Raw genomic sequence first — 13,181 nt, 5'->3', positions numbered from 1 at the left:
ATGCGCCCCGTGAACGACACGCCCGTCGTCCGGTGGGGCCCGCTGCGGCTCGACGTCGAGATCGGCGTCGAGGGCACGGTCGTGCTGATGACGGTGCTGGTGGTGGCGCTCGACCGAGGCATCGAGGACTTCGTCGTGGCCGGGCAGGTCGTCCTCGGGCCGCTGATCGCGGCCTTCGCCGCGCACGCGTTCGCCACGTCGCTCGCCCGTCGGGCGCGCCACGACCTGCCGCCGCCGACGCGGGCGGAGCTGCGGCAGGTCCGCCGGCACTCGGCGCAGTTCCTGCTCCTCGGCGTGCTCCCGCTGCTCGTCGTCGTGGTCGGTGGGGTCAGCGGGCTCTACGACCCCGTCACCGCGATCGACGCCGTCATCTGGCTGGGGCTCGCCTTCCTCGTCGCCATCGGCGGCATCGCGGGATGGCGCGCGGGGCGGCGGTGGACCGGGGCGCTGCGGGGCGCGGTCGGCGCCGGCGTGCTGGGGCTGGTCGTGCTGCTGCTGCGGCTGGTGCTGGAGCACTGACGAGTGGCGCGGTGAACACCCGGGGAACGATCCGTGGCCCGCGCACGTCTATCGGTCATGGTGTTCTCGACGCGGCGTCTGCTCCTCGCGGGGCTGCTCGTGGTCGGCGCGGTGATTTGGGTCCGGATCAACAAGCCGGTCGAGGGTGAGGTCCTGCTGGAGCTCTCCCGCCGGCACGGGGTGACGACGGCCGACCTGTTGTCCCTGGTCATGCTCGCCATGGCCGTGGTGATCGCCTGGCCGTCGTGGCGGGCCCCGGAGTCGCGTCCCGAGCGGCGGCCGGCGGCCGACGACCGCTGGCAGTCGACGCCGTTCGGGGGGCCCGCGCAGGCGCCGCCCCCGCCGGCCCCGCCCACCCGGCGGGACGACGCCCGCTGGTCGCCGCCCTCGCCGACACCGAGGCGCTGACGCGGCGTTGATGCGGTCAGCTCGGGCGGGCGCGGAACCAGCGGCCCGAGCGGGTGCCCTCGAGACGTTCCAGGCCCGCCTCGGCGAACCACGGGCGGGCACGCTCGGCGGTGACGACGACCCGGCGCCGGGCCACCGCCCGCGCGAGCGCGACCCACTCGGGGGTCAGCGGCGTGGGCACGGTGTGGTCGCGGGCGAGGGCGAAGCCGTGGTCGGAGGCCCGGGGGTCGGCGAACATCGGGTCGAGCAGGACCACGTCGACCTGCTCGCCCGCCGCCGCCATCGCCGTCAGCACCTCGCGCGAGTCGCCGTGGCGCACGCGCACCGGGGCCGACCCTGGGCGCGGGACGGCGCCGGCGAAGCCCTCGGCGGCGAGGATCGCCAGCACGAGGTCGGCCTCGACGCCGAGCACCTCGCCCGTGGGGCCCAGCGCCCAGGCGGCGACGAGGGCGTCGCGGCCGAGGCCGAGGGTGGTGTCGAGCACCCGGTCGCCGGGGCGGAGCTCGCCGGCGCGCAGGAGCGGGTCGGTGCCGCCGTGGCGCAGGGTCCGCAGACGCTTGGCCGCCGTGCCCTGGTGGAACGCCAGCCGCCCGGACGCCGACTCCGCGACCAGGCCCTCGCTCGTGCACACCAGCGCGGTCGCCGCGCCGCCTCGGGCCGTGGCCACCGAGCCGCGGTGCCGCTCGACGACGGGCAGTCCCCACGTCGCGGCGAGCCGGTGCGCCTCGGCGCGCAGCGCGTCCGAGGGCGACTTGCTCGTCGTGACGACGACGCCGGCCGTCCCCGCCGGGTCACCACGCTGGTCCACACCGACCGATCCTGCCCGGCTGGCACGCTCGCGCCGTGACGCGACGGCGGCGGTGGACCCTGGCGGGACTCATGACGGCGGCGGCGGTGGCCTGGGTGCCGCTGAACAACCTGGACAAGCGGGTCGAGGGGCCGAAGCTCCTCGTGCTGTCGCAGAACCACGCGGTCACCACCGCCGACCTGCTGTCCGTGGCGCTGGTGCTGGGCGCCGTGGCGGTCGTGCGCGGGTCCTGACGACGGCGGGGGAGACTCGGGTCGTCGGGGACACGAGAGCGCAGCGGGAGGAGGCGGCGATGTCCGCGCCGCAGGGAGTGCAGGACGGGCGGGTGTGGCTCGTCACGGGGACGAGCAGCGGCTTCGGGCGGGCGATCGCGCGGGCCGCGGTCGCGCGCGGCGACCGGGTCGTCGCCACCGCCCGGCGGACCGAGGACGTCGCGGACCTCGCCGCGGAGGCCCCCGACCGGGTGCGCGTCGCGGCGCTCGACGTCACCGACGAGGACTCGGTGCGCGCCGCGGTCGACGACGCGGTCGCCGAGCTCGGACGGATCGACGTCCTCGTGAACAACGCCGGCTACGGCAGCCGCGGGGCGTTCGAGGAGTTCACCGACGCCCAGATCCGCGCGCAGTTCGAGGTCAACGTGTTCGGCGCGTTCGCGGTGACGCGTGCCGTGCTGCCCGTGATGCGGGCGCAGGGGTCGGGGCACGTGATCCAGATGTCGTCGCTGGCAGGGGTGCGCTCGGCGCTCGGGGGGTCGGCGTACTCGGCGAGCAAGTTCGCACTCGAGGGCATGTCCGAAGGGCTCGCGGCGGAGGTGGCGCCGCTGGGCATCAAGGTGACGATGATCGAGCCCGGCCCGTTCCGCACCGACTTCGCCGGCCGCTCGCCCGCCCGTGCCGAGCCGATGGCGGCGTACGCGGAGGTGCTCGACGAGTCGCGGGCGAAGTTCGCGACGCTGCACGGCACGCAGCCCGGCGACCCGGAGCGGGCGGCGCAGGTGGTCGTCGCCGTCGCCGACCTCGCCGACCCGCCCCTGCGCCTGCCGCTGGGCCCGAGCGCGTTCGACAGCATCCGCGCGACGCTGACGGCGCGCCTGGCCGAGCTCGACGAGGTCGAGGCGCTCGGGCGCGACACCGACTTCCCGGAGTCGGCCTGACGGTGGCCACCCGGCCCGTGCGGTCACCACGGAGATCGACATCGACCGCACGGGCCGGTGGATCTCCCTCGGTGGCTCCGGTGGCAGGGCCCCGACGCCCCTGACACCGTGTGCCGGTGACGGGACGCCTCGTGGCCGGGCCGGCGCTCTGCCGGCTCGTCGGCCTGCTCGTCTGCCTGCTCGCCCTCACCGGCTGCACGTCGTCGTTCACCGAGGGCACGTCCGCGACGCCCGCGCGGCCCGACGGCTCGCTCGAGGCCGCGCGCAGCAAGCTCGGCCTCGTCGCGCAGGACCCCTGCTACACCGCGCGCGACGTCGACCGGCGCTGGCGGCGGTGCGGGCGCTGGGAGGAGGAGGTCCTCAACGTCGGGAACGCGGCGGCGGGCGCGCGCCCCGGCGACCGCGAGATCACCGATCCGGCCGCCGCGGTGCGCGCGGGCCACGAGCGCTTCGTGCGTGGGGGCTGCGCCGCGGGCGCGCCGCCCGACCCCGGCGTGTGCGTCGCCGCCGTCGAGGAGACCCGCACCGCCGTGACCCGCCTCGCCCGGGGCATCGCCTCGGCCCGCTGACCCTATGTGAGTGATTTTCCCGGCTATAGCCGGGAAAATCACTCACGTAGGCCGGTCAGAGGAACGCGTCCAGGGTGATCGGGAGCGAGCGGACGCGGACGCCGGTGGCGTGGTGGGCGGCGTTGGCGATGGCGGCGGCGACGCCCACGATCCCGATCTCGCCGATGCCCTTGGTGCCCATCGGGTTGACGTAGGGATCGTTCTCGTCGAGCCACTCCACCTCGACCGCGCCGACGTCGGCGTTGGTCGCGACGTGGTAGCCGGCGAGGTCCCGGTTGACCACGTGCCCGAAGCGGTCGTCGAGGACGCTCTCCTCGTGCAGGGCGGCCGAGAGCCCCCAGGTCATACCGCCGAGGAACTGCGACCGCGCGGTCAGCGGGTTGACGATCCGGCCCGCCGCGAACACGCCCAGCATCCGGGGCACGCGGATCTCGCCGGTGTCGGCGTGCACCGCCACCTCGACGAAGTGCGCCCCGTAGGCGTGCATGGCGTAGTCCGACGCCCACGGGTTGTCCGGGGTGGACGCGTCGGCCTCGTCGCCGTCGTCGGGGTCGTCGCCGTACTTGTCCCGGAATCGCTCGGCCGCCTCGACGATCGTCGCGCCCCACGACGTCGTCCCCGCCGACCCTCCCGCCGGGCCGGCCGCCCCGAACGCGGTGTCCCCGATGCGCAGGTCGATCCGTTCCACGGGCACGTCGAGGGCGTCGGCGGCGATCGCCGTCAGCGCCGCCCGCGCGCCCTGGCCGATCTCCGCGGCGGCGATCTCGACCGCGTAGCCCACCGGGCCGTCGCCGTCTCCGTCCCTGCCCCCGACCGCCCGGATCGTCGCCTCGGAGCCGGGGAAGCGCACGACCGGGAACGACGCCGCGGCGACGCCGGTGCCGTGCCACCAGCCGTCGACCAGGCGGGCCCGCGGTGCCGGGTCGCGCTCGGCCCACCCGAAGCGCTCCGCACCCCGGCGCAGGCAGGCCACGAGGTTGCGGCTGGAGAACGGCAGCCCGGTCTCCGGGTCGACCTCGGGCTCGTTGCGCACCCGCAGCTCGACCGGGTCGATCCCGAGCTCGATCGCCAGCTCGTCCATCGCCGACTCGCCCGCGAAGCTGCCCGGCGCCTCCCCGGGCGCGCGCATGAACGTCGGTGCCCCGATGTCCAGCGGCACCACGCGGTGTGTCGTCCGCCGCGCCTCGGCGGCGTACATGCCGCGGCTGAAGGCGGCCGCCGGCTCCACGAACTCGCCGATGCGCGAGCCCTGGGTGACGACGTCGTGGGTGATCGCCGTGAGGCGGCCGTCGCGGTCGGCGCCCAGCGCGACGTGCTGCACCGTCGCCGGCCGGTACCCGACCAGGTCGAACGTCTGCTGGCGCGTCAGCGCGTAGCGCACCGACCGTCCCGGGACGACGCGGGCGGCGAGCGCCGTGAGCACCGTGTTCGGGTGGGTGCCGCCCTTGGACCCGAAGCCGCCCCCGACGTGCTGGGAGATCACCTCGATCGAGGACTCCTCGAGCCCGAACGCCGCGGCGAGCGCTTGCCGGGTCCAGCTCACGGCCTGCGTCGCCTCGTGGACGACCAGCCGCTCGCCCTCCCACCGCGCGACCGTGGCGTGCGGCTCCATCGCCTGGTGGTGCTCCATCGGAGTCCGGTACGTCGCCCGCAGCACGACCTCCGCGTCCGCGAGGGCGGTTTCCGGGTCGCCGCGGGTGTCGTCGGTCGCGCCGACGACGAGGGCCGCCGGGGCGTAGACCTCGGGGGAGTCCTCGTCGAGGACGGCCGCGTGCGGCTCCTCGACGACGTCCACCGTCACCAGCGACGCGGCCTCCCGCGCGGTCTCCGACGAGGTGGCCAGCACGGCGGCGAGGTACTGGCCGTGCTGGTGGATCGTCGCCGACTGCAGCACGCCGTGGTCGGCGTCGGCCTCGCGCGCCAGCCGCGGCGCGTCCTCGTGGGTGAGCACGGCGACGACGCCGTCGAGCGCCTCGGCGGCACTCGTGTCGATCGCCGTGACGCGGCCGCGGGCGACGCCGGCCTGCACGGGGGAGAGGTAGAGCGCGTCGGTGCCCGGCGTCTCGACGGTGTACGGGGCGGTGCCCCGGACCTTCTGCGGCCCCTCCGGCCGCGTCATCGGGCGGCCGGTGGCCCGCGGGACGAAGGGGCGGGATGCGGTGGTCATGCGGGGTCCTCCCTCGTCGTCGTCGCCGCCGTGCGCGCGGTGAGGTCGCGCAGCGTCGCGAGCAGCGTCGCCGTGACCAGCGGCAGCTTGAACGCGGTGCCGCCGCGCGGGCTCTCGACGGGCCGGGCGTCGACGAGCTCGGCGCGCGCCGCGGCGCGGAACGTGTCCTCGGTGGCGGGCGCGCCCACCAGGGACTGCTCGGTCGCGGTCGCCCGCCAGGGCCGGTGGGCGACGCCGCCGAGCGCGACGCGGGCGTCCCGGATCGTGCCGTCGTCGGCGACGTCGAGCGCCGCGGCGACCGAGACGAGCGCGAACGCGTACGAGGCGCGGTCGCGCACCTTGCGGTAGGTCGAGTGCGCGGCGATCGGCGACGGCGGCAGGTCGACGGCGGTGATCAGCTCGCCGTGCGCGAGCACCGTGTCGCGCGACGGGTCGTCGCCGGGCAGGCGGTGCAGGTCGCCGATCGGGACCGTGCGCTCCCCGTCCGTCCCGAGCACCCGGACCTGCGCGTCGAGCGCGACCAGGGCGACGGCCATGTCCGACGGGTGGGTGGCGACGCACGCGACGCCGGCCGGCTCGTGGGTGGCGCCGAGGACCGCGTGGTGGCGGGCCCAGCCGTCGAGCGCCGAGCAGCCGGACCCGGGCGCGCGCTTGTTGCAGGGCGTCGTGAGGTCCTGGAAGTAGACGCACCGCGTGCGCTGCAGCAGGTTCCCGCCGGTCGTCGCCATGTTGCGCAGCTGGCCCGACGCCCCGGCGAGCAGGGCCTGCGCGAGCGCCGGGTAGCGGGTGCGCACGCGCTCGTCGGCGGCGAGGTCGGCGTTGCGGACCCCGGCCCCCACGCGCAGCGAGCCGTCGGGCAGGTCGGTGATCTCCGTCGACGTCAGCCCGGTGACGTCGACGAGCGTGCCGGGCGTGGCGAGCCCGAGCCGGAGGTGGTCGACGAGGTTGGTCCCGCCGGCGAGGAAGACGGCGTCCGGGTCGGCGGTGACCGTGGCGACGGCGCCGGCCGCGTCGTCGGGGCGCTCGTAGGCGAAGGGCCTCACCGGGCCACCTCCGACCCGACCTCGGCGACGGCGTCGACGATGTGGGCGTACGCCCCGCAGCGGCAGAGGTTGCCCGAGAGGCGTTCGGCGATCTCGGCGCGGTCGAGCGTGACCGGCCCGGCGAGGTCGTCGGTGACGACGCTCGGGTGGCCGGCCGCGGCCTCGTCGAGCATCCCGACCGCGGAGCAGATCTGGCCGGGCGTGCAGTAGCCGCACTGGAAGGCGTCGTGGTCGAGGAACGCCTGCGCCACCGGGTGCAGCTCGCCCTCGGGCGCGAGGCCGTCGGCGGTGGTGACCTCGGCGCCGTCGTGGGCGACGGCGAGCGACAGGCAGGACAGGGTGCGTCGGCCGTCGAGCAGCACGGTGCAGGCACCGCACTGCCCGTGGTCGCAGCCCTTCTTGGGACTGGTGACGGCGAGGTGCTCGCGCAGGGCGTCGAGCACCGTCGTGCGGGTGTCGACGGTGAGCGTGTGGTGGTGACCGTCGACGGTCAGCGAGAGATCAGCGTGCACGCGGGGACGGGTACCCCGCGCCCCAGACGGAACTGCGCTCCGGTGAGAAGGGAGATGATCGGGAGCTTTCCGCGGTGCCCGCGAGTATGATCGGTGCCACACCGCCGAGGGGGAGACGTCGCGTGACGTGCCGCGACACCGGCCGGGTCGACGCCGCCCCGCGGGCGGGCGGATAGTGGTGGCATGGCTGTGGTCGAGGTCGCCGGTGTGGGGCAGGAGCAGGGCAGCGAGGACCCGGTGCTCCTGCTGCGTGAGCAGGGCGGGGGACGTCGGTACCTCGCGATCTGGATCGGGGCGCCGGAGGCGACGGCGCTCGCGGCGGCCGAGGTCGCCGCGACCCTGCCGCGCCCGCTGACCCACCGCCTGCTGCTCGACGCCGTCGAGGCGTTCGGCGCGCAGCTCGTCGGCGTGCGGCTCACCGCGCTGGTCGACGGGCAGTTCCACGCCGAGCTCGACCTGACGACGTCCGACGGCGGCTCGCGGTCGGTGTCGGCGCGGGCGAGCGACGCGGTGACGCTCGCGGTGCACCAGGGCTGCACGATCGAGGTGTCCGAGGACGTGCTCAGCGAGGCCGCGCTGCCCTCGAACGCGGTGGCGACGGTCGGCGGGCCCGAGGACGAGCCCGACGAGACCGAGGCGGGGACGACGGCGACGTCGGCCGACGTCGAGGACGAGGTCGAGGCCCTGCGCCGCGCGCTGTCCGAGGCGACCCCGGACGACTTCCGCCTCGACGAGGAGTAGCGCACCCGGTGGCGGGACCCGCGGGCCCCGCCACCGGTCAGGCTCAGGAGCGCTGGGTCGGGACGAAGACGTCGGCGCCCGGCGGCCGTGCCGCGCGCCGGGTGTCGAGCGGGCCGCTCGTCGACGACGGGTCCGCCGACCGGGGTGCCGGCACCGCCGGCGTGCTCCAGGCCGCGACCTGACGGTTGCGGCGCTGCGCCCGCGACAGGCGCGCGGCGAGCGCGGCCCGCTCGGCCTCTTCGTGCTTCGCGGCCCGGCGCTCGCGGCGGCTCAACCGCGCGGGCGGGCCGGCCGTCGGGATCGGGCCGTCGCCGCCGACGTGCGGGGACGGGCCCGGCACGACCGTCGGTCCGGCCGCGCCGAACGGGCGGATCGTCAGCGTCGTGGCGTCGGCGCCCGGGAGCGGGGCCGGGGGCGTCGGGATCGTCTGCCGGACGGCGAGCGCGATCCGGCGCGGCGTCGAAGGGGCCTGCCGGTCGGCGGGCGTGCTGGTCGTGTCGTGACGGTCGTGGCGACCCATGGAGCACCTCCGTGGGCTCAGCGCTCCTCGTGCGCTGAGCTGTTCGGCGTAGAGGAGGGTTGCCATCGGGGCGCCGCTCACACCTGGGGGACCGACGCCGATCGGATGCGCTCTACCGCGTACGCCTCGATCTACCGAGCGGGACACGCCGAGCGAACGGGTGACGGCGAGGTCAGGACTGGTCACTCGTCCGTGTCCCGGTGACACTTCGTGCATGGCGAGGGGGCGAACACCGCAGCGTGGCGAGCCGGTGAAGGTCGGCGACGCGGGACCGGAGCTGCTCGGCGTCCGCGACCCGGACGCCGGGGCGCCCTACGTCCCGCGCCCGGTCGACGACGCCCTCGAGGACGCGTGCGGGCAGGACAGGCCGCTGGTCGTGGTCACCGGGGAGCGTCTCGCCGGCACCTCGCGGGCGGTCCACCGCGCGCTGCGCCGGATGCTGGGCGACCGCCTGCTGCTGCCCGTCGCCGATCCGCACGGCGCCGACCTCGCCGCCGTCCTGCGCACCGCCCGCGCCGTCGCCGCCCGCTCGGGACCCGTGGTGGTCGTGGCCGACGACGCGCCGCCGTCGCTGCTCGACCAGCTCACCGCCGAGGTCCACGCCGCGCTGACGCCCGCGGTGCGCCTGGTGCTGACGACGCGGCGGACCTTCCTCGACGCCCACCTCGCCCCCGCCATCCGCGCGCGGCTCGCGGACGCGCTGGTCGTGGTGCCCGGCGATCCGCCGATCGGCGAGACGGTCCGGCCGGTGGCGCGGGCGCACGCGGTGCTCGACCCCGTCGGCTGGTCGTCGCGCGCGCCCCTCGCCCTGCTGCGCGCCGCCGTCGACCACGACCGCCTCGGCGTCCCGCTCCCGCTGACACCCGCCCTGCTCGTCGAGCTCGCCCCGCCCTACCTCGCGGCCCTCGGCACGCCCGCCCCGTCCCCGGCGGAGCTGCGCGGGGTCGTGCGCCAGCTCCTGCGCGCCGACCACGGCGGCGTGCGCCTGCTGCACGCCCTCCCGGGCGGGCGCACCCTGGCCGCCGACCGCCTGTTCTCGCACCTCGCCGACCGCGACACCGCGGGCTGGGCGGTGCCCGAGGACCTCGCCCGCGAGCTCTGGCACCGCCTCGCCCCCGACGACCGCGCGCGCCTCGCCCGCGTCGCCCTCGCCCGCGGCGACGACCAGGTCGCGCTGTGGCTCGCGACCGGCGTCCCGCCCGACGACCTCGAGCCCGAGGCCCTGTACCGCCTCGGCGTCGTGCTCGCCGCGCGCTCCGCGGCCCACACCCCGGACCCGGGCCGGTGGGACGGCGGCGCGCTGCGCTGGCTGACCGCCGCCCTCGACCGCGCCGACCCCGACCTCGTCGCCCGCACCCACCGCGCGATCCTCGAGATCGAGGCCCGGCGCGACCAGGCCCGGCGCGACCAGGCCCGGCCCGACGGCGAGGACGACCTGGCGATCCCGCAGGCCCGCCGGCCCGCCGACGCGGCACCGGCGCCCGAGTCCCCCGCCGCGGCACCAGCGCCCGAGCCCGACCCCGACCCCGCGCCCCCCTCGTCCCGCCGCCTCATCTACCTGCGGCCGCGGGAGACGAGCCGCTCCTGAGCGTCGTGCGCCCCAGCGACTTGTCGGCGAGCGTCAGCACGAGGAAGAGCCCCGACGCGACGAGCATGACCACCGCGAGCTCGTGCATACCCGCGGTGGTGGCGCCGTCGCGGAAGACGATCCCGTTGGCCGCCGACGCCGCGATCGCGCCGAGGTAGAAGAACGTCCGCATCAGCCCCGCCGACGACCCGAGGCGGTCGGGGTCGGCCTGGGCGTAGACGGCGTTCTGGTTCGCGAGGTTGGTGAGGCCCTGCGGCACCCCCGCCAGCAGCGCGAGCACGACGAGCGCCCCGACCCCGCTGCCCGCGTCGAGGAGCAGCAGCAGCGCGGCCACGACCACCTGACCGACGGCCCCGACGACCAGCTTCCCCCGGATCTCGGGCCGTCGCCCCGTCGCCGACGACACGAGGATCGCCGTGCCGAACACGGGCAGCAGGACCAGGCCGGCGACCTGCGACGACAGCCCGCGACCCTCCTCGAGCCACTGCGTGTAGCCGTAGAGCAGCGCGTACGACGTGATCGCGGCGAGCAGCGCCCGCGCGTACGTCGCGAGCAGCGGGCGGTTGCCGCCGAGCAGGCGCAGGTCGAGGAACGGCAGCGGCGCGCGGAGCTCCCACCACGTCAGCGCGGCGCCGGCGACGACCGTCAGCGCCACGAGCCACCACAGGTCGGCGCGCAGGTGGGTGAGGAACAGCAGCAGCGACACCAGGGTGACGACGAACAGCGCCACGCCGGTCGGGTCGACCGCGCGCACCACCGCCCGCAGTCCGGCGGGACCGGTGCGCCGCGGGCGCGGCAGGTACAGCGCGCCGAGCACGAGGCAGGCGAGCGCCAGCGGGACGTTGACGGTGAACGTCAGCCGCCACCCGCCGACGCCGATGAGGAAGCCGCCGAGCGTCGGACCGATCACCGCGACCGTCTGCGTCGACACCGCGAGCACGGTGAGGATGCCCGCGGGGCTGTCGCGGCCCGTGCGGTCGGCCTCGCCGCGGATCATCGTCATCGCCGCCGGATAGCCCGCGCACGTGCCCAGCCCGAGCAGGACGCGGGCGAGCACCAGCACCCCGATGGACGGCGCGAGCGCCCCGAGCAGCCCGCCCACGCCGATGAGCGTCGCGCCGGCGAGGAAGAGCGGCCGCGCGCCGACGAGGTCGACGAGCCGTCCCACCACCGGCTGGCCGATCGCCGTCGCGAGGTAGAGCCCGGAGACGAGCCAGGCCGTCTGCGAGGGCGGCGCCCCGAGCGCCGCGCCGATCGGGATGAGCGCGACCGCGATCATCGACGAGTTGATCGGGTTGAGGATCGAGCCCAGCACCATGGGCACGACGAGGCGGCGGTCGAAGCGGTCCGGAGCGGGTGCTCCTCCGGGCCGCAGGCGTTCGAGGGCCGACGTCACCGGCTCGCGACCCGGTCCAGCAGCCCCATCGCCGCGACGACGGTCGCGCGCTCGTCCTCGGTGAGCCGCTCGTGCAGCGCGCGGGCCAGCCACTCCTCGCCGGCGGCCCGCGTGCTGTCGAGGAAGGCCCGGCCACCGGGCGCGACGGAGATCGTCTGCCGGCGGCCGTCGTCGGGGTCGCGCCGCCGCGTCACCAGCCCGCGCTCCTCCAGTGCGGCCACCGACACCGCGACCGACTGCGGGCGCACCCCCTCGGCGGCGGCCAGCTCGCTCGCCGTGCGCGGGCCGTCGCGGTCGAGGCGGGAGAGCAGCGAGGTCTGCGACGGCGTGAGCTCGTCGCGGTCGGCCGTCTCGCGCAACCGGCGTCGCAGCCGCCCGATCGCGACGCGGACCTCGTGCGCCGCGCGCACCGACGACGGGCTGAGCTCCTGGGTGCCGGGCATGTCCTCAGCATAGCTAATCAGGGTGGACTGTTCAGCCTAGGCTGTCGATCATCCTCGGTACCGTCGTGCCCGTGCCGCTCCCGCTCGCGGGCCTCCGCGTCCTCGACATGGCCTCGCTCGCCGCCGGCCCGCTCGCCGCGACGTACCTCGGCGAGTTCGGGGCGGACGTCGTCAAGCTGGAGCCGCCGGGCGTCGGGGACGCGATCCGCGGCTGGGGTGCGCAGCGCGACGGGGTCGGCGTGATGTGGAAGAGCTTGTCCCGCAACAAGCGCTCGGTCACCGTCGACCTGCGCACCCCCGACGGCCAGGACCTCGCGCGCCTGATCGCCGCGACCTGCGACGTCGTCGTCGCCAACACCCGCCCCGCGACCCTGCGCCGTTGGGGGCTCGACCACGAGCGGCTGCGCGCCCAGGACCCGCGGCTGGTGGTGCTGCACGTCACCGGCTTCGGGCTCGAGGGGCCGAAGGCGGAGCGGCCGGGGTTCGGGACGGTCGGCGAGGCCATGAGCGGGTTCGCCCACCTCACCGGCGAGGCCGGCGGTCCGCCGACCCTGCCCGCGTTCATGCTCGCGGACGGGGTCGCGTCGCTGACCGCGGCGTACGCGGTGATGACGGCGCTCTACGAACGGGACACCCGCACCGGCGAGGGCCGCCTCGTCGACGTCAACCTCGTCGACCCGCTCGCGCGGCTGATCGAGCAGGCGCTGCTGACCTGGGACGTCACCGGCGAGGTCCCGGGGCGGCGGGGTAACCGGTGGGACATCTCCGCGCCGCGCAACACCTACCGCACCGCCGACGACCGGTGGATCGCCATGTCGGGCAGCGCGCCGACCGTCGCGCTGCGCGTGTTCCGGGCGATCGGGCGCGCCGACCTCGCCGAGGACCCGGACCTCGCCGACCCGCAGCGCCGCCTCGCCCGCGCCGGGGAGGTCGACGCGGTGGTCGCGGCCTGGGTCGCGCGGCACACGGCCGACGAGGCGATGGCGGTGTTCGAGGCCGCGGAGATCGCCGCCGGCCCCGTGTACACGGTCGCGGACCTCGTCGCCGACGAGCAGATGGTCGCGCGCGAGGTGTTCCGCCGGGTCCCGGACGACGAGGTCGGGAGCCTGCTGGTGCAGTCGCCCGTGCCGCGGCTCTCGGGGGTCGAGGCGCGGGTCGACCACCTCGGCCCGCCGCTGGGCGCCCACACCGACGAGGTGCTCGCCGAGATCGGGGTCGACGGGGCCGCCCGCGCCGGCCTGCGCGCCCGTGGGGTGATCTGACGGCGTTGGACGAAGCTCCAACGACGTCCCCGTGCTCGGTCGCGACGACCTC

15 protein-coding genes are annotated in these 13,181 nt (G+C 76.4%); 8 read left to right on the top strand and 7 right to left on the bottom strand.

The window, feature by feature from the left end:
* The first annotated feature begins 9 nt into the window (after positions 1–9).
* Both PH190_RS00975 and PH190_RS00970 read left to right on the top strand, forming a co-directional pair.
* Positions 10–519, top strand: a complete 510-nt coding sequence (locus tag PH190_RS00975; RefSeq protein WP_274229635.1) for a hypothetical protein — start codon at positions 10–12, stop codon at positions 517–519.
* Positions 520–552: 33 nt separating this feature from the next.
* Positions 553–927 (top strand): hypothetical protein, encoded by a 375-nt coding sequence (locus PH190_RS00970; protein ID WP_274229634.1) that lies wholly within the window; start codon positions 553–555, stop codon positions 925–927.
* A gap of 16 nt (positions 928–943) precedes the next feature.
* On the opposite strand, the gene PH190_RS00965 is transcribed toward PH190_RS00970, so the two are convergent.
* Positions 944–1,735, bottom strand: a complete 792-nt coding sequence (locus PH190_RS00965) for a class I SAM-dependent methyltransferase (protein ID WP_274229633.1) — start codon at positions 1,733–1,735, stop codon at positions 944–946.
* 35 nt (positions 1,736–1,770) lie between these two features.
* On the opposite strand from PH190_RS00965, the gene PH190_RS00960 reads away from it, so the two are divergent.
* The 3 genes from PH190_RS00960 (at position 1,771) to PH190_RS00950 (ending at position 3,457) form a co-directional block, all read left to right on the top strand.
* Positions 1,771–1,968 carry a hypothetical protein gene (locus PH190_RS00960; RefSeq protein WP_274229632.1) on the top strand — a complete coding sequence of 66 codons (198 nt, stop codon included), beginning with the start codon at positions 1,771–1,773 and terminating at the stop codon, positions 1,966–1,968.
* Between the two features lie 59 nt (positions 1,969–2,027).
* Positions 2,028–2,888: an oxidoreductase gene (locus PH190_RS00955; RefSeq protein ID WP_274229631.1), complete on the top strand. Its 861-nt coding sequence runs from the start codon at positions 2,028–2,030 to the stop codon at positions 2,886–2,888.
* A gap of 116 nt (positions 2,889–3,004) precedes the next feature.
* Positions 3,005–3,457, top strand: coding sequence for a hypothetical protein (locus PH190_RS00950; RefSeq protein ID WP_274229630.1), 453 nt, complete (start codon positions 3,005–3,007; stop codon positions 3,455–3,457).
* 55 nt (positions 3,458–3,512) lie between these two features.
* Here PH190_RS00950 and PH190_RS00945 read toward each other — a convergent pair whose 3' ends face one another.
* The 3 genes from PH190_RS00945 to PH190_RS00935 are packed head-to-tail and all read right to left on the bottom strand — an operon-like array spanning position 3,513 to position 7,179.
* Positions 3,513–5,624, bottom strand: coding sequence for a xanthine dehydrogenase family protein molybdopterin-binding subunit (locus PH190_RS00945; protein WP_274229629.1), 2,112 nt, complete (start codon positions 5,622–5,624; stop codon positions 3,513–3,515).
* Positions 5,621–6,667 (bottom strand): FAD binding domain-containing protein, encoded by a 1,047-nt coding sequence (locus tag PH190_RS00940; RefSeq protein ID WP_274229628.1) that lies wholly within the window; start codon positions 6,665–6,667, stop codon positions 5,621–5,623. Before PH190_RS00940 ends, PH190_RS00945 begins: the two co-directional genes overlap by 4 nt.
* On the bottom strand, positions 6,664–7,179 hold the full coding sequence (locus PH190_RS00935) for a 2Fe-2S iron-sulfur cluster-binding protein (protein ID WP_274229627.1): 516 nt from the start codon (positions 7,177–7,179) through the stop codon (positions 6,664–6,666). Before PH190_RS00935 ends, PH190_RS00940 begins: the two co-directional genes overlap by 4 nt.
* A 183-nt stretch (positions 7,180–7,362) precedes the next feature.
* Between PH190_RS00935 and PH190_RS00930 the strand changes: the two genes are divergently transcribed.
* Positions 7,363–7,920, top strand: a complete 558-nt coding sequence (locus PH190_RS00930) for a bifunctional nuclease family protein (RefSeq protein WP_274229626.1) — start codon at positions 7,363–7,365, stop codon at positions 7,918–7,920.
* 43 nt (positions 7,921–7,963) lie between these two features.
* Here the strand turns inward: PH190_RS00930 and PH190_RS00925 are convergent, their stop codons facing one another.
* Positions 7,964–8,440, bottom strand: a complete 477-nt coding sequence (locus PH190_RS00925; protein WP_274229625.1) for a hypothetical protein — start codon at positions 8,438–8,440, stop codon at positions 7,964–7,966.
* 250 nt (positions 8,441–8,690) lie between these two features.
* Between PH190_RS00925 and PH190_RS00920 the strand changes: the two genes are divergently transcribed.
* A complete protein-coding gene (locus PH190_RS00920; RefSeq protein ID WP_274229624.1) occupies positions 8,691–10,028 on the top strand; it encodes a hypothetical protein in 1,338 nt (445 codons plus the stop codon).
* Here PH190_RS00920 and PH190_RS00915 read toward each other — a convergent pair.
* Together PH190_RS00915 and PH190_RS00910 are read right to left on the bottom strand one after the other, a co-directional pair.
* Positions 9,991–11,424, bottom strand: coding sequence for an MFS transporter (locus PH190_RS00915; protein ID WP_337993776.1), 1,434 nt, complete (start codon positions 11,422–11,424; stop codon positions 9,991–9,993). The two genes, PH190_RS00920 and PH190_RS00915, sit on opposite strands and share 38 nt — an antisense overlap.
* Positions 11,421–11,867: a MarR family winged helix-turn-helix transcriptional regulator gene (locus tag PH190_RS00910; protein WP_274229623.1), complete on the bottom strand. Its 447-nt coding sequence runs from the start codon at positions 11,865–11,867 to the stop codon at positions 11,421–11,423. The genes PH190_RS00915 and PH190_RS00910 overlap by 4 nt, the downstream gene beginning before the upstream one ends.
* A 71-nt stretch (positions 11,868–11,938) precedes the next feature.
* Between PH190_RS00910 and PH190_RS00905 the strand changes: the two genes are divergently transcribed.
* Positions 11,939–13,129, top strand: coding sequence for a CaiB/BaiF CoA transferase family protein (locus PH190_RS00905; protein WP_274229622.1), 1,191 nt, complete (start codon positions 11,939–11,941; stop codon positions 13,127–13,129).
* The last annotated feature ends 52 nt before the right edge of the window (positions 13,130–13,181 follow it).

The organism is Actinomycetospora straminea, assembly GCF_028737255.1.
In the GTDB taxonomy this organism is placed as follows: domain Bacteria; phylum Actinomycetota; class Actinomycetes; order Mycobacteriales; family Pseudonocardiaceae; genus Actinomycetospora; species Actinomycetospora straminea.
The sequence above is the reverse complement of the archived record's forward strand: the minus strand, read 5'-3'. Positions and strand labels throughout refer to the sequence as shown.

Excerpts from the sequence above, each read along its gene's own strand:
- PH190_RS00955 (WP_274229631.1), top strand. The coding sequence starts at position 2,028 with ATGTCCGCGCCGCAGGGAGTGCAGGACGGGCGGGTGTGGCTCGTCACG.
- PH190_RS00945 (WP_274229629.1), bottom strand. The coding sequence starts at position 5,624 with ATGACCACCGCATCCCGCCCCTTCGTCCCGCGGGCCACCGGCCGCCCG.
- PH190_RS00930 (WP_274229626.1), top strand. The coding sequence starts at position 7,363 with ATGGCTGTGGTCGAGGTCGCCGGTGTGGGGCAGGAGCAGGGCAGCGAG.
- PH190_RS00925 (WP_274229625.1), bottom strand. The coding sequence starts at position 8,440 with ATGGGTCGCCACGACCGTCACGACACGACCAGCACGCCCGCCGACCGG.
- PH190_RS00910 (WP_274229623.1), bottom strand. The coding sequence starts at position 11,867 with ATGCCCGGCACCCAGGAGCTCAGCCCGTCGTCGGTGCGCGCGGCGCAC.